General features: G+C 55.2%; 11 protein-coding genes and 1 pseudogene. 5 read left to right on the top strand and 7 right to left on the bottom strand.

From position 1 onward, the window contains the following. Nucleotides 1-12 precede the first annotated feature (12 nt). From narJ to CPH80_RS18855, 4 genes are all read right to left on the bottom strand, one after another. Nucleotides 13-765: a nitrate reductase molybdenum cofactor assembly chaperone gene (gene narJ, locus CPH80_RS18870; protein ID WP_096280276.1), complete on the bottom strand. Its 753-nt coding sequence runs from the start codon at nucleotides 763-765 to the stop codon at nucleotides 13-15. Between the two features lie 10 nt (nucleotides 766-775). Beyond that, the gene (gene narH / locus CPH80_RS18865) at nucleotides 776-2347 is read right to left on the bottom strand and encodes a nitrate reductase subunit beta (protein ID WP_096280274.1); all 1572 of its coding nucleotides are present in this window, start codon (nucleotides 2345-2347) and stop codon (nucleotides 776-778) included. Next, nucleotides 2344-6087 carry a nitrate reductase subunit alpha gene (locus CPH80_RS18860; RefSeq protein ID WP_096280272.1) on the bottom strand — a complete coding sequence of 1248 codons (3744 nt, stop codon included), beginning with the start codon at nucleotides 6085-6087 and terminating at the stop codon, nucleotides 2344-2346. Before CPH80_RS18860 ends, narH begins: the two co-directional genes overlap by 4 nt. A gap of 119 nt (nucleotides 6088-6206) precedes the next feature. Next, a complete protein-coding gene (locus CPH80_RS18855) occupies nucleotides 6207-7475 on the bottom strand; it encodes an MFS transporter (RefSeq protein ID WP_096280270.1) in 1269 nt (422 codons plus the stop codon). A 154-nt stretch (nucleotides 7476-7629) separates the two neighbouring features. Between CPH80_RS18855 and CPH80_RS18850 the strand changes: the two genes are divergently transcribed. The 5 genes from CPH80_RS18850 to CPH80_RS18830 all read left to right on the top strand — a co-directional run bounded on the left by CPH80_RS18850 (nucleotide 7630) and on the right by CPH80_RS18830 (nucleotide 12139). Further along, nucleotides 7630-9489: a histidine kinase gene (locus CPH80_RS18850; RefSeq protein ID WP_096280269.1), complete on the top strand. Its 1860-nt coding sequence runs from the start codon at nucleotides 7630-7632 to the stop codon at nucleotides 9487-9489. Nucleotides 9490-9552: 63 nt separating this feature from the next. Next, the gene (gene narL, locus CPH80_RS18845) at nucleotides 9553-10236 is read left to right on the top strand and encodes a two-component system response regulator NarL (RefSeq protein ID WP_096280267.1); all 684 of its coding nucleotides are present in this window, start codon (nucleotides 9553-9555) and stop codon (nucleotides 10234-10236) included. 70 nt (nucleotides 10237-10306) lie between these two features. After that, a complete protein-coding gene (ubiT, locus tag CPH80_RS18840; RefSeq protein WP_096280265.1) occupies nucleotides 10307-10801 on the top strand; it encodes a ubiquinone anaerobic biosynthesis accessory factor UbiT in 495 nt (164 codons plus the stop codon). Between the two features lie 134 nt (nucleotides 10802-10935). Further along, nucleotides 10936-11328 carry a hypothetical protein gene (locus CPH80_RS18835; protein WP_197703574.1) on the top strand — a complete coding sequence of 131 codons (393 nt, stop codon included), beginning with the start codon at nucleotides 10936-10938 and terminating at the stop codon, nucleotides 11326-11328. Between the two features lie 97 nt (nucleotides 11329-11425). After that, nucleotides 11426-12139 (top strand): MOSC domain-containing protein, encoded by a 714-nt coding sequence (locus CPH80_RS18830; RefSeq protein WP_096280263.1) that lies wholly within the window; start codon nucleotides 11426-11428, stop codon nucleotides 12137-12139. Nucleotides 12140-12151: 12 nt separating this feature from the next. Here the strand turns inward: CPH80_RS18830 and CPH80_RS18825 are convergent, their stop codons facing one another. The 3 genes and pseudogenes from CPH80_RS18825 to CPH80_RS22730 all read right to left on the bottom strand — a co-directional run. Then, on the bottom strand, nucleotides 12152-12856 hold the full coding sequence (locus tag CPH80_RS18825; protein ID WP_197703573.1) for an anaerobic ribonucleoside-triphosphate reductase activating protein: 705 nt from the start codon (nucleotides 12854-12856) through the stop codon (nucleotides 12152-12154). A gap of 1 nt (nucleotide 12857) precedes the next feature. After that, nucleotides 12858-13004 carry an anaerobic ribonucleoside-triphosphate reductase gene (gene nrdD, locus CPH80_RS18820; RefSeq protein WP_096280261.1) on the bottom strand — a complete coding sequence of 49 codons (147 nt, stop codon included), beginning with the start codon at nucleotides 13002-13004 and terminating at the stop codon, nucleotides 12858-12860. Nucleotides 13005-13097: 93 nt separating this feature from the next. Then, a pseudogene (locus CPH80_RS22730) lies at nucleotides 13098-14653 on the bottom strand (ribonucleoside triphosphate reductase); the annotation flags it as partial. Between the last annotated feature and the right edge of the window lie 89 nt (nucleotides 14654-14742).

The following is a 14742-nucleotide window of genomic DNA, read 5'->3' as shown; positions in this document are numbered from 1 at the left end:
CCTCCTGCGCCGTCAGGCGTCTCTAACCGCGGCACGAGCCTGAGCGGGCGTTACATCCGTCATCAGATGGTCACTGAGGTGAATAGTCTGAGTCTGCTCCATCTCGCGGCGGCGCTGGCCAACAACGTCGCCGGTGCTGCAAGAGCTGCCCTGATCGTCCACAAACTTCACCATTTCTTCTTCCCAGACCTTGTCCAGAGCTTCTGGCGTATCGTCGCGCTCTTCCGAGGCAACAATTTGCGCCAACTCCTGACGGTCTGTGGTACGGCCAGACAGCTCCAGCAAAGAGTCCATAGCAACGTGATATAAACTCTCACGTTGATAAAGCCGCTCGCCTAGAAGGCCAAGAATATGGTGGATATCTTCCAGCCAGTTTTTGATCTCATCCCAAGGACGGGTCGACAGGTACTCCAAGAACAGCGGCAGATAATCCGGCAGCTCTTTTGCGTCTATTTCCAGCCCGTTGGCACGATACTGTTCCATCAGATCGACCATCGCCTGGCCGCGATCACGAGATTCCCCGTGCACGTGCTCAAACAGCAGCAGTGAAGTGGCGCGGCCTTTGTCGAAGGTGCCTGTGTAGGACTCCTCAAGGTCTAGAAGATTGCCGTCACAAAGGCGATCGATAGCCTGTAGCAGTTGCTCCTTGTTTTTTCGGGGCAATTGAGTGTCCTCAAGAACAACCGCAACCATGGCATCTTTGGAGGCCTGAAGCTCAGCGGAGGGGTACTCCAGAACGCGTGATAGTACTTTTAAAAGTCTCATAGAGGCCTCCTTATTTCTGCAGCTGTTTCGGGTCGACTTGCTTCACCGTGGTCAATTTCTGCACCATGGTGGTGGTCTGCTTGCGGCCGCCGAACATATTGAATTCACTGTCGCTGCCGCTGCAGCCGTCGCCGAAGCTGAAGCCACAACCACCGCGTTCACCATGTGCGTCAGGGAAGGCTTGTTTGGCCAGCTCGCGATGGCCCGTGGGTATCACGAAGCGATCTTCATAGTCGGCGATAGCCAAATAGCGATACATCTCATCGGCCTGGGCTTTGGTGAGGCCGACTTCTTGCAATGCCCGTAAGTCTTCAATGCCGTCTACGGTTTCCGCACGCTTGTACAGGCGCATGGCCATAATGCGTTTGAGCGCCCGCACAATCGGTTTTTCGTCACCTGCGGTCAGCAAGTTGGCTAAGTACTTCACCGGAATGCGCAAACTTTCGATTTTCGGCAACACGCCGTCGAACTCAACCTCTCCAGCTTCCGCTGCGGACTGGATTGGGCTCAGAGGTGGCACGTACCAGACCATGGGTAGAGTGCGGTATTCCGGGTGCAGAGGCAGAGCGAGTTTCCACTCAACCGCCATTTTGTACACCGGGCTGCGCTGGGCAGCCTGGATAACGTTCATGGGTACGCCATCCTTCGTCGCCTGCTCGATCACTTTCGGATCGTTCGGGTCGAGGAAGATCTCCAGCTGCTTCTCGTACAGCTCGTGCTCGCCCGGGGCACTGGCCACTTCTTCGATGCGGTCGGCGTCGTAAAGCAGCACGCCCAGGTAACGGATACGGCCTACGCAGGTCTCGGAGCATACGGTCGGCATACCGGCTTCAATGCGCGGGTAGCAGAAAATACACTTTTCAGACTTACCGGTTTTCCAGTTGAAGTAGATTTTCTTGTACGGGCAACCAGACACACACATCCGCCAGCCACGACACTTGTCCTGGTCGATCAGTACGATGCCGTCTTCTTCACGCTTGTAGATAGCGCCACTGGGGCACGCAGCTACACACGTCGGGTTCAGACAGTGCTCACATAGGCGCGGCAGATACATCATGAAGGTGTTTTCAAACTCGCCGTAAATATCAGCCTGAATTTTATCGAAATTCTTGTCTTTGCGACGCTTGGCGAACTCGGTACCGAGAATCTCTTCCCAGTTCGGGCCCCATTCGATTTTCTGCATGCGCTTGCCTGTGATCAGCGAGCGCGGCCGTGCAACCGGCTGGTGCTTGCTGTCGCCGGCCGTGTGCAGGTGTTGATAGTCGAAATCGAATGGCTCGTAGTAATCGTCAATTTCTGGCAAATCCGGGTTAGCGAAAATGTTCGCCAACACCCGGAAGCGACCACCGATGCGAGGGCGGATTTTGCCACTGGCCTCACGCATCCAGCCGCCTTTCCACTTATCTTGGTTTTCCCACTCTTTCGGGTAGCCAATGCCGGGCTTGGTTTCGACGTTATTGAACCAGGCGTACTCCATGCCTTCACGGCTGGTCCACACGTTTTTGCAGGTCACTGAACAGGTATGGCAACCAATACACTTGTCCAGGTTCAGCACCATGCCTACTTGGGAACGGATCTTCATTTTACAGCCTCCTGAACAGTGTCGTTGCCCTCGCCATCAAGCCAGTCAACGTTCTTCATTTTGCGCACCACAACGAACTCGTCGCGGTTGGAACCTACGGTGCCGTAATAGTTGAAGCCGTATGAGAACTGCGCGTAACCACCAATCATATGAGTGGGTTTTGGGCATACCCGGGTAACCGAGTTGTGGATACCACCGCGGCTACCAGTAATTTCCGAGCCGGGAATGTTCACGATCCGTTCCTGAGCGTGGTACATCATCATCATGCCCGGCATTACCCGCTGGCTGACCACCGCCCGCGCCGACAAGGCGCCGTTGGCGTTGAACACTTCTACCCAATCGTTGTCTTCCACACCTATATCCCGGGCATCGTCTTCACTCAACCACACGACAGGGCCGCCGCGAGACAAGGTCAGCATCAGCAGGTTGTCGCTGTAGGTGCTGTGGATACCCCACTTCTGGTGCGGCGTGAGGAAGTTCAGCGCCTTCTCGGGGTTGCCATTGGGCTTGGCGTTTAACAGCGGTGCCGCAGCCTTGGTGTTGATCGGCGGGCGATACACCAGCAGGCTTTCACCGAAGGCACGCATCCACTCGTGATCCATATAGAACTGTTGGCGACCCGTCAGCGTGCGCCAGGGAATCAGCTCATGCACGTTGGTGTAGCCGGCGCTGTAAGACACGTGATCGTCTTCCAGGCCAGACCAGGTGGGGCTGGAGATGATCTTGCGCGGCTGCGCCACGATGTCGCGGAAACGAATTGCTTCGTGCGCCTTACCCGCCGCCAGGTGGCTGTGATCCAGTCCGGTGAACTCCGAGAGCGCAGCCCAGGCTTTCACCGCCACGTGGCCATTGGTTTCCGGCGCCAGAGTCAGAATCACTTCTGCTGCATCAATGGCACTTTCAATCTTCGGCCGGCCCGCGTTAGCACCCTCAAGGTGGGTATAGTTCAGTTCTTTCAGGAAGCTGACTTCCTTCTCGGTATTCCAATTAATACCCTTGCCGCCGTTACCCAGCGTGTCCAACAGCGGGCCAAGGGAGGTGAATCGAGCGTAGGTGTTCGGGAAATCCCGCTCTACAGTCACGAAGTTCGGGGCCGTTTTTCCTGGAATTAGCTCGCACTCGCCTTTCTTCCAATCTTTCACGTCAAACGGCTGGCCCAGCTCGGCCGGTGCATCGTGCATCAGCGGCACGGTGACCACGTCTTTCTGGACACCCAGGTGGCCTTCGGATGCTTTCGAGAAGGACTTGGCAATGCCTTTGTAAATTTCCCAGTCGCTGCGGGACTCCCACGCCGGATCGGTGGCCGCTGTCAGCGGGTGAATGAACGGGTGCATGTCTGACGTATTCAGGTCGTTCTTCTCGTACCACGTCGCTGTCGGCAGAACTATGTCTGAATACAGGCAGGTGGTGGACATGCGGAAGTCCAGAGTGACCAGCAAGTCGAGCTTGCCTTCCGGCGCCTCTTCGTGCCATTTCACTTCCTGCGGTTTAACACCTCCGTTGTGACCCAGATCTTTGCCTTGCAGACCGCTGGTGGTTCCTAGCAGGTACTTGAGCAGGTACTCGTGACCCTTACCCGAGGAGCCCAGCAGGTTAGAACGCCAGATAAACATGTTACGCGGGTGGTTTTCCGGTGCTTCTGGGTCTTCCGACGCAAATGCCAGCGAGCCGTCTTTCAGCGACTGAGTAACATACTCTGGCACTTCCATGCCGGCTTTCTCAGCCTCGGCTGCTATGCCCAACGGGTTGCGGTTAAACTGCGGTGCAGATGGCAACCAGCCCATGCGCTCGGCACGCACGTTGTAGTCGATCAGGCTGCCACCAAACTTGGACTTGTCGGCCAGTGGTGACAGGATCTCGCTCACATCCAGCTTCTCGTAACGCCACTGTCCGGAGTGAGCGTAGAAGAACGACGTACCGTTCATCTGGCGCGACGGGCGCTGCCAGTCCAGGCCAAACGCCAACGGCTGCCAACCGGTTTGCGGGCGCAGTTTTTCCTGGCCTACATAGTGGGCCCAGCCACCACCGCTCTGGCCGACACAGCCGCACATGACCAACATGTTGATCAGGGCGCGGTAGTTCATGTCCATGTGGTACCAGTGGTTCATACCGGCACCCACGATAATCATGGAACGACCCTTGGTTTTGTGGGCGGTCTCAGCAAACTCACGGGCAATACGCGCTACTTTGTGCGCGGGTACTCCGGTAATTTTTTCCTGCCAGGCTGGCGTGTATGGCTTAACTTGATCATAGGAAGTTGCGCCGTCATCGTCACCCAAACCACGGCTAATGCCGTAGTTTGCGATCATTAAGTCGTACACGGTGACTACAAGAGTCTCGCCGCCGTCAGCCAACTCTACTTTGCGACTGCCCAACTTGTGGGTCAGGGTGTCGCTGATTTCAACCGATTTGAAATGATCGTGCTTGATGCCACCGAAGTACGGGAAGGCAACATCGACCACTTCATCGTGTTTTTCAACCATCGACAGCTGCAGGTTCACGTCTTCGGTTTTGGCAGTCTGCTTCAGGTTCCACTTGCCCTTTTCACCCCAGCGATAGCCGATGGAGCCGTTGGGCGCCGTCAACTGGTTGGTGGTTTCGTCAATGGCAATGGTTTTCCATTCCGGGTTGTTCTCTTCACCCAGGCCACCCACCAGATCGCTGGCGCGCAGGAACCGGCCAGGTACATAACGGCCGTCTTCCAACTTATCCAGCTTCACCAGGTACGGCATGTCGGTGTAACGACGCACGTAGTCCGTGAAGTATTCGCTGGGATTGTCGATGTGGAATTCTTTCAAGATGACATGACCCATGGCCATGCCCAGAGCCGCATCCGTGCCCTGCTTGGGGTTCAGCCACTCGTCTGATAGCTTGGAGACCTCGGCATAATCCGGGGTAATGGCAACAGTCTTGGTGCCTTTGTAGCGTACTTCGGTAAAAAAGTGCGCGTCCGGAGTACGAGTCTGAGGCACGTTGGAGCCCCAGGCAATAATGTAGCTGGAGTTGTACCAGTCTGCCGATTCAGGAACGTCGGTCTGCTCACCCCAAGTTTGCGGGGAGGCCGGCGGCAAGTCGCAGTACCAATCATAGAAGCTCAGGTTCACGCCACCAATCAACGACAGGTAACGGCTACCGGCCGCGTATGAAATCATCGACATTGCGGGTATGGGCGAGAAGCCGATAATGCGATCGGGGCCATGCTTTTTAGCGGTGTAAACGTTAGCCGCACCAATCAGCTCGTTAACTTCATTCCAGTCCGCGCGCACAAAACCGCCCATACCGCGGCGGGGTTTGTACTCGGCAGTTTTCTTCGGGTCTTCCACAATGGAGGCCCAAGCGTCTACCGGATCGTTGAACTGAATGCGGGCGGCGCGCCACAGCTTCATCAAATGCTTGCGCATCAGTGGGTACTTCAGGCGGTTGGCGCTGTACATGTACCAGGAATAGCTGGCGCCACGAGGGCAGCCACGGGGTTCGTGGTTTGGCAGATCCGGGCGGGTGCGGGGGTAGTCGGTTTGCTGGGTTTCCCAGGTGACCAGGCCATTCTTAACGTAGATTTTCCAGCTGCAGGAACCGGTGCAGTTTACGCCGTGGGTGGAGCGTACAATTTTGTCGTGCTGCCAGCGCTGGCGGTAGCTGTCTTCCCAGTCACGATTTACATCGTGGGTTTCGCCGTGGCCGTTCGCGAACGATTCACGCTTTTTGCTGAAGTAGCTCAGCTTGTCGATCAAATGACTCATGGTCTCTCTCCGTATGCCGGATCGTTTTCCGATTTGAGACCATTGTGTGGCAGAACAACCCTGAAATCTGCGTGGTTACTACCTCATAACCCGCGCCTACCACTGAAGGGGTAAGCAGCTTATATCCCCGGCTGGAGAAGGGCCTGACGTTCGTGGCGACGACTGAAACGACCAAACATAATCTGGCAGATACAAAGCAGCAGGAACAGAATCATAAACACAGCACTGCGCACACCCAGCCAGTGATTCACCGCACCAAAAATAACTGGCAGCAGGAACGCCACAGAGCAGGCGCTGACCAGCAGCAGCCCGGCAACAAACGCCGCATTTTGACGACTTTCAATAATCACCATTCTCTGCAGGCCACCCATGGCACATCCAAGCGCCATGCCGAGCACTACTACAAAGATACTTTCAACACTCATAGACAAGGCGTATTCAACCTCAATGGTTGCCTCCACACCTCGTATGAATAGCGTCATGGGCGGATAAGACAACACCAGCAGGGCCACTAGGGCCATGAGCAGTGATCGCCCAACGACCTTCGGGCTACCAAAGTGATCAGACAGCCCCCCGCCAAGAATCTGAGCCAACGCACCGGGAATAATGAACCACTGTGCAAGCCTGGCGCCAGACTGCACCTGCAGATCAAACTGCGCGGAAAGATAGTCTGGAAGCCACAGCGCCAGAGCAAAAAAGCTTCCCGCAATCACCCCGAAATAGGCGCCTAGCTGCCAAATGCCCTGCTGCCTGAGGCGCCCGAACAATATCCTGAGAGAGGTTTCAATTTCCGGATCGGCGCTCGCATCCTCTGAATCTGTAAGCAGCAAAAGAAGCGCAAGCACAAGTAAAAGAACAATCAGATAGGCCAGCGGAACGCCGTGCCAAGAGAAGGCTTCATGAAACAGAGGAACAAGGTAGTAGGTGAACCCGGCACCGGTAACACCCGCGCCAAACACACCAAGCACAAGGCCAAGCCGATCGCGCTGGCAGTTGCTGGTCACAAACTGTAGCCCGGCGCTGTAGAATCCACCGGCGAGCCCGAGCCCGCCAGCCGCTAACAGGTATCCGAGAAACGTATCCGTAGTCAGCAAAATCACCATGCAGACGGCAAGCCCGGCAAGGCAAATGAGCATAATACGGCGGGCACCAAATTTCCGGGCCGCTAGCCCGGCCGGAACAGCTAGCAGCGCGCTAACAGCCATGGGCATAGCAAGCAGCAACCCGAACTGCAGGTTGCTGAGGTTTAATTCACCCCTAACATGTATTCCCGCAACCGCAAACAGCGTCCAGCAACCGGCTGCAATGACAAAGCCCATCACCGCAAGCGGCAGAATAACGGCAAGCGATGCCAGCCGCTCATCCTCCTGATCCGCCTCTGACTTCATCCGTTAATACCCTTATGAACATTACTAAAAGCTGCCTTTTAGCTTCAGCTTTTGCCCTAGCACGGGTCAAAGACTATGATGGGATACTGACCATTGGGGTAATTGACTATCCTCAAAGAGGTACACAAGCCCGGCGACTGCAAAACGAGACTCAATGAAATCCAGAAGCCCTCTTGTTAATCGGATTGCCCTCGTTGTGAGTGCCGTTGTCCTGACATCACTTGTCAGCATGGCTACAACGCTTGCGGTTTCAAAAAGTATTGAAGGGAATGCAACGGCTATCAATCTGGCGGGCGCATTGCGTATGGGCGCGTTCCAGCTGCTGGCCCATGCTGTGGGCCCGGGCGGTAACCATTCCCCAGGTGGTGATATCAAAAGCCTTGTGTCCAGCTATGAAGCCAGCCTGACAGACCCGTCGATTGCACGGGCAATTCCCAGCGCCGCCGATCACCCGTTAGCAAAACAGTACCGAGCCATCAGGGCATACTGGGAGCAGACCCTGCGCCCAGATTTGGAAAATTATCCGCAAGGGTCGCCCGCCAACGCACACATGTTTGCTGCCACAGAAAGCTACGTAGATTCGGTAAATCAACTTGTAAGCATGCTTGAGCGGCGAACCGAGGCAAGAATAGGCCTGCTACACCTTATTCAGATGATCAGCCTAGCCTTCTCCATATTGATTATCATTGCATTGTTCGTTGATCTCAGAAGCCGGGTACTCAAGCCGCTGCGCAAACTGGTCGGCATTGCAAAAGCCGTTGGCGAACAGGACTTTTCCCGCAAGGCGAACCTGCAAGGAAGCGACGAACTGGCACAACTTGGCAGCGCGTTTGACCAGATGAGCAGCGAACTGGCACTCACCTACTACGAACTTGAAGAGCGCGCCCGCAGCAAAACCGAAGAGCTGGAAGAAAGCCACGCCGGCCTTCAGCTGCTCCATGCCGCCAGCCGTAGCCTGTTTGCCAATCACGATCTGTGCAGTGGCGCGGTTCCAATGCTGCAAGAATTCGAGCAGCTTCTGGGCATAGGCCCCATCTTGCTTTACCTACACGATAAAGAGTCGACGGAACCCGTTCAGGCGGTGACAACTGCCTCGATAGAACGCCCCTTCTACTGTCGTGACCACCACTGCAACGCCTGCCTGGTAACGCCCGAAATCTATGACGAGCTGCCCATAGAAGAACACGACGGCCGCAGACTACTACTGCCTATCCGGACTTCAAGCTCACTCCTTGGCACTCTGGAGGTGTGGTACCCTGCTGATAAAGGTCTTTCGGACACGGCTCGTCGCCTACTGGAGACACTCAGCGACCAGCTGGCGACCGCTATTTTCCTCGAGCGGCAGATTACCGAAGAGCAACAGCTTACGCTGGCTGAAGAGCGCACGGTGATCGCCCGGGAACTGCACGATTCCCTGGCCCAATCACTGTCTTACTTGAAAATGCAGGTCGCCCGCCTGCGTCGGCTGAATATTGAGGGTGACCAGAAAAACGCCCACGAGGCGATATTGGACGAACTGAGCACGGGGCTGAGCAGCGCCTACCGTCAGCTCCGGGAGTTGTTGGCCACGTTCAGGCTGAAGCTAGATACGCCGGACCTAGCTACCGCGCTGCGCAAAACCATCGAGGAGTTTTCAGGACGGCTGGGTAAAGCCGTAAGGCTGGTTTACAACCTGCCACCACAGGCATTATCCCCCAACGAGGAAATTCACACGCTGCAGATTGTGCGTGAGGGCTTGGCCAACGCTGTTAAACACGCCGATGCAACCGATATTTTGGTAGAAGTGGTGTTTGAGTCGCCCCAAGTAAAGGCAATAATACGGGATAACGGCAAAGGGCTGCCGGCGGTTGGACAACCCATCAACCATTACGGCCTGATCATCATGCAGGATCGCGCACGCACGTTGGGCGGTCAGGTTACCGTGCATAACCGTGATGAGGGCGGCGTTGAAGTTAGTTTGACGTTCGTGCCGAAAAGCCGGCACTTGATTCCGGCAGAGACGTCGAGCACCTGAATATCAAAAAAGCGGCAACTCTACTATGCCGCTACGCAATCAAAAGAGAGGAACCCAAGGGCTATGTCCGATACACCGTCCGATATACCGTCCGATGCACCCGCAAGCATATTGCTGATCGACGACCACCCGCTGTTGCGTCAAGGTATCAAACAACTCATTGAGATGGAGAGTGACATGGCTGTGGCTGGTGAGGCCAGCAACGCCACTGACGGGATTCGTCTGGCGACCGAGCTTGAGCCCGACCTCATCTTGATGGATCTCAATATGCCGGAAGTCAGCGGCATTGATGCGTTGAAAAAACTGCGCGAACTGAACATAAGCTCCCGCATCATTATGTTCACCGTGTCGGATCAAGAAGACGACGTGGTCGCTGCTCTACGCGCCGGCGCCGACGGTTACCTTCTGAAGGACATGGAGCCGGAGGACATGATTGCCCAGCTGCGCCAGGCTGCTGTGGGCAAAATGGTTATCAGTGATCGGCTGACCATCCTTCTGGCCGAGGCTTTGCGCTCCAACAAGCCGCAACAAGCTTCGCGCCCGGATTTCGACAGCCTGACCCCGCGGGAAAAAGATATTCTGCGGCTGATTGCTGAAGGCCTTTCTAATAAGATGATCGGTCGCAAGCTGGACATCAGCGACGGCACAGTAAAAGTGCACGTAAAACACCTGCTGAAAAAACTCAACCTGCGCTCGCGGGTCGAGGTCGCCGTATGGGCGGTGGAAGGAGGCCTGCACAAGGCCTGAGCTATATCAAATCAAACAGCGCCAACTTTGGTTACTCTGGGCAGCCTGAATACACTGCCCGGAGTTGATTATGGCCTTCCCGCTGCCTGCTGCCCTTCCACTGCAAGCCAAACCCCTGGTCAGTGATGCTCTTGCCTTGCTTTGCGAATACCTGCCCTCGCCAACGCCTTTGTTTGAGGCCATCGACCGCTCTATTCCGATGCCGATAAAACAACTGGTTGCAGAAGCGCCCCTCAACCGAATCTTTGCCGAAGCCATCGCCGAGGGTGAGTTTGACGATTTTGAGGACCGTCGCATTCGGCTGGAAGTAAACGGGGGCCACCCCGGCATCACGTTCGGTTTTTGGGCAGGCCGGCTCCGGGTGCTAGATGGCCCCGGTGAAGCCACTATTCGCGGCTCTCTCTCTGCGTTCAAAACTCTCTCTGCTCGCCAGCAGGATCCAGATCAACTCTTTTTCCAACGGCGCCTGATGATTGAAGGGGATACAGAGCTGGGGCTTGCCTTGAAAAACCTTCTGGACAGCCTGGAATGGGATTTTAATATCCGTCAATTGCTTTTCTTTTAAAGCCTTATGCTTCTGGAGTCATATCAAAGCCCTACTGCCTTGTGAGATGGTTTGAAAATGAACACCTCAAACCTCTAAACAGAAGCCAATACGGACTATTGTAATGAGCGCGCAGAATGGATGGATCTAACATAATGACACTGGCCGAAAAACTCTGCCTAACCGCTGCCTTTATTTTCTTTATGACCGGGCTGTTAACCGGAATCTGGAAATACTGGTGCATGGCCAACAGCCCGAAAGCAGCAGCGCCTAGGTACGTGGACATTGCCCACCGCAGCTCCCTCATGTACAGCTTTGCCGCCGTGCTACTAGGCTGGTTTGCCAGCCACAGCGTGTATCCGGAATGGCTGAATACTCTGGGCGCACTATGCGCTTTGGGGTTTTTCGCTTTGGCTATTGGCACGTATATCATCCATGGCGTACTGCGCGACACCAGCAACCAGTTACGCAAACCGCACCGTTTAGGGGGCCATGACATTGCCGTCTTGGATGATTCACGGCTTTATGATTGCTCTGATTCTAGCTGAGGTGGGCGGGTCGCTGGTTCTTGGGACCGGTGCCATGATGTCAATCTGGTGACAGTTCCCTCTTTTTAGGAGGCATAAAAGGCTTAGGAGATTCTGCATGGCAAATGGCATTGTGATCAAGCAGCTCAGAATTGGCAGCTTGGAAAAGCTCGCGGGTACCGAAACGCTAACGGGTATTCACAAGCGGGAGATTGATTCCGCCTATCTCAGCGCAAATGGCCTAAGTGATGACCAGCAAGGCGACAAACGCCACCATGGCGGCTCGGAAAAAGCGTTGCATCATTTTGCCTCAGACCACTACGCCCGGTTACGACGCGAGCTTCCCACGCCAGCATCAGAGCATTGTCAGCCTGGTGCGTTTGGTGAAAACCTGGTGACTGACGGGTTTACCGAATCCGATGTTTGCGCCGGAGATGTTTTTGCGCTTGGGGAGGCCATCATTCAGGTATCCCAGCCGCGCCAACCCTGCTGGCGGCTGAATCTGCGCTTCGGTATACCGGACATGGCCCGTCGCCTACAAAATAGCCTTAGAACAGGGTGGTACTACAGGGTTCTGCAGCCAGGCATGGTTCGCAAGGAAGACACGCTGATACTCAAGGAGCGACCCCATGAAGACTGGCCCCTAAGCCGAGTGTTGTCTGTGCTTTATGAAAACACCATGGATCAGCAAGCCCTTACAAGCATGGCGGAGATGAAAGAGCTCTCCCCCAACCTTCGCCAGCTCGCGAAACAACGCCTTGAAACACAGCATGTCGAAAACTGGGAGGGACGGTTATTTGGTTCGGCCCAAATATCAATCCCAGATGCCTGAAAGGCCACACGATCATGATCGCATCTCAAAAACGTCAAAACTCGATTCCAACGCCTCGCACACCAATCGCTTATCCTCCGCGCAAACCCGACCATCACCAATAGCTTGGTTGAGCATCTGTTCCCCCCGAGCGACCTGAACCGCAAATTTCGAGACCCCTCTCAAGGACAGCAATTCGCCAATGGACACCACTTGCTCCCACGAATGCAGCGCCCGGTGCCAGGTCATCCTGCATTCGAAATCTACTCCTGCCTGCTGCAGCTCCGCAATAGCGGCCCAGCTTTCGAGCCCGGAGCGGCGGGTGGTGGTTACGGCCTCATAGCCTGTCGGCATAGCTTTAATGTCCAACCCCACCCAATCAAGCCAGGGTAGCAAGGGTTTCAACAAACTCAGCTTAGGTGCACCGGTATGCAACGCATTTTTGAAGCCCATCTCTCGGGTTTGTTGAAGGGCAGGCAAAAGAGCTTTCTGAGTGGTGGGTTCGCCGCCACTGAACACCACTGCATCCAACAGGTTTCGGCGCCCTTCAAGATGCTGACACACCTTTTGCCAAGTGACGTTGTCGTGATCTGAATGCTGGGGTATCAGGTGAGGGTTATGGCAATAATGGCAACGCCAAGGACAACCCTGCAGAAACAGGGTTGTCGCCAAGTGTTGCGGATAATCAACGGTGGAAAAGGCTACCATGCCACCTATCACCAGGTTATCCGCAAGCATATCAACGCTCCCTAAAGTGGGTGCGTTCGCGGTGTTCGGACTGCTTACCTTTGTTGAAGGCAGAGACGGGTCGGTGATAGCCCATCACTCGTGTCCATACCTCACAGCGCTGGCGTTGATGCTCATTGGGAAGCTTCTGGTTTTCCATGGTGTTCTCCTTAACGTTCTCTTCTCGGGAAAATCCGGCCGGTGGCTTGGTCAGCAGCCACCTGCCGGCTATATCGGAGCCATGCTCCGAAATTCAGGCAATAGCCGCAGCCGCTGTTTGCAGTGGTTGGCCAGCCATTAGTAACTCATCACACTTCGGACAGAACTCATGCTCGCCGTTGAGATAGCCATGCACCGGGCAGATGGAGAAGGTCGGCGTTACGGTGATATAGGGCAGCCGGTAGTTCTCCAGTACCCGCCGAACAAACCGGGCACAGGTAGTGGCATCGCTGATGCGTTCTCGCATATACAGATGCAGTACCGTGCCGCCGGTGTAGCGGGTTTGCAGTTCGTCCTGCAAATCTAGGGCTTCAAAGGGGTCGTCGGTAAAGCCAACGGGTAGCTGACTAGAATTAGTGTAATAGGGCGCATCGTGCGTGCCCGCCTGCAGAATATCCGGGTAGCGCTTCTGATCTTCCTTAGCAAAGCGGTAGGTGGTGCCTTCTGCTGGGGTTGCTTCCAGGTTGTAGAGATTGCCGGTCGCCTCTTGGTATTCCTTCATTCGCTCCCGAACGTGATCCAGCAATTCCAGCGCAAACGCCCTGCCCCATTCGGTGGCAATGGTCTGCTGATCGTCCGAGTAATTCCGGATCATTTCATTCAGACCGTTCACGCCAATGGTAGAAAAGTGGTTTCGCAGGGTGCCCAGATAGCGCTGGCTATATGGCAGCAGGCCTTCCGCCATATGCTGGCCAATGACTTGGCGTTTCGTTTCCAGGCTATCCCGGGCTAACCCCATTAGTTTATCCAGGCGCGCATACAGCGCCTGCTTACGCCCTTTGTAGAGATAGCCCAGGCGAGCACAATTAACCGTTACCACGCCAAGAGAGCCGGTTTGTTCTGCTGAACCAAACAGGCCGTTGCCACGCTTGAGCAGCTCGCGCAAATCCAGCTGCAACCGACAACACATAGAGCGGACCATGCTGGGTTCAAGATCCGAGTTCAGGAAATTTTGAAAGTACGGCAAGCCATACCGGGCCGTCATTTCAAACAGGCGCCGGGCATTTCTTCTCCGGCGATGACAGGTATCTGTTCCCGCAGATCTTCCGGGCACACCCAGTCAAACGTAATGTTAGTAAAGGGTGTTTGGGTGCCCCATCGCGAGGGCACATTGAGGTTGTAGACGAACTCCTGAATACACTGAAGTACCGATTCGTAACTCAGGTTATCCCTGCGGATGAAAGGCGCTAGATAGGTATCGAAAGAGCTGAAGGCTTGAGCTCCCGCCCATTCGTTTTGCAAGGTGCCCAGAAAGTTCACCATCTGGCCGATGGCGCTCGACAAATGCTTGGGTGGCGCCGATTCTACCTTTCCGGGCACACCGTTCAGGCCTTCATGCAACAACGTGCGCAAAGACCAGCCGGCACAGTAGCCACTGAGCATGTCCAGATCGTGTATGTGGAGGTCTGCGTCGCGGTGCGCCTGGCCGATGTCTTGGGTGTAAACATCGTTCAGCCAGTAGTTCGCGATAACTTTGCCAGCGGTATTCAGAATCAAGCCGCCCAGAGAGTAACCCTGATTGGCATTGGCATTTACTCGCCAATCGCTACGTTGAAGGTACTCGCTGACGGTTGCAGAGATATCCAGTAAAAATGGTTTCACTGGCTCGAAGGCTGCGGGAGTGGCTGACATGGTGTTCCTCCTGGAATCGCGTCAGGTATTTTCCCTTCGCGGACACA

Source organism: Marinobacter sp. LV10R510-11A (assembly GCF_900215155.1).
Lineage (GTDB): Bacteria > Pseudomonadota > Gammaproteobacteria > Pseudomonadales > Oleiphilaceae > Marinobacter.
This window is presented reverse-complemented; position numbering and strand designations above follow the sequence as displayed.

Coding starts and splice junctions, on each gene's coding strand:
- CPH80_RS18850 (WP_096280269.1), top strand. CDS start 7,630: ATGAAATCCAGAAGCCCTCTTGTTAATCGGATTGCCCTCGTTGTGAGT.
- ubiT (WP_096280265.1), top strand. CDS start 10,307: ATGGCCTTCCCGCTGCCTGCTGCCCTTCCACTGCAAGCCAAACCCCTG.
- CPH80_RS18835 (WP_197703574.1), top strand. CDS start 10,936: ATGACACTGGCCGAAAAACTCTGCCTAACCGCTGCCTTTATTTTCTTT.
- CPH80_RS18860 (WP_096280272.1), bottom strand. CDS start 6,087: ATGAGTCATTTGATCGACAAGCTGAGCTACTTCAGCAAAAAGCGTGAA.
- narJ (WP_096280276.1), bottom strand. CDS start 765: ATGAGACTTTTAAAAGTACTATCACGCGTTCTGGAGTACCCCTCCGCT.
- CPH80_RS18825 (WP_197703573.1), bottom strand. CDS start 12,856: ATGCTTGCGGATAACCTGGTGATAGGTGGCATGGTAGCCTTTTCCACC.
- CPH80_RS18830 (WP_096280263.1), top strand. CDS start 11,426: ATGGCAAATGGCATTGTGATCAAGCAGCTCAGAATTGGCAGCTTGGAA.
- narL (WP_096280267.1), top strand. CDS start 9,553: ATGTCCGATACACCGTCCGATATACCGTCCGATGCACCCGCAAGCATA.
- CPH80_RS18855 (WP_096280270.1), bottom strand. CDS start 7,475: ATGAAGTCAGAGGCGGATCAGGAGGATGAGCGGCTGGCATCGCTTGCC.
- narH (WP_096280274.1), bottom strand. CDS start 2,347: ATGAAGATCCGTTCCCAAGTAGGCATGGTGCTGAACCTGGACAAGTGT.
- nrdD (WP_096280261.1), bottom strand. CDS start 13,004: ATGGAAAACCAGAAGCTTCCCAATGAGCATCAACGCCAGCGCTGTGAG.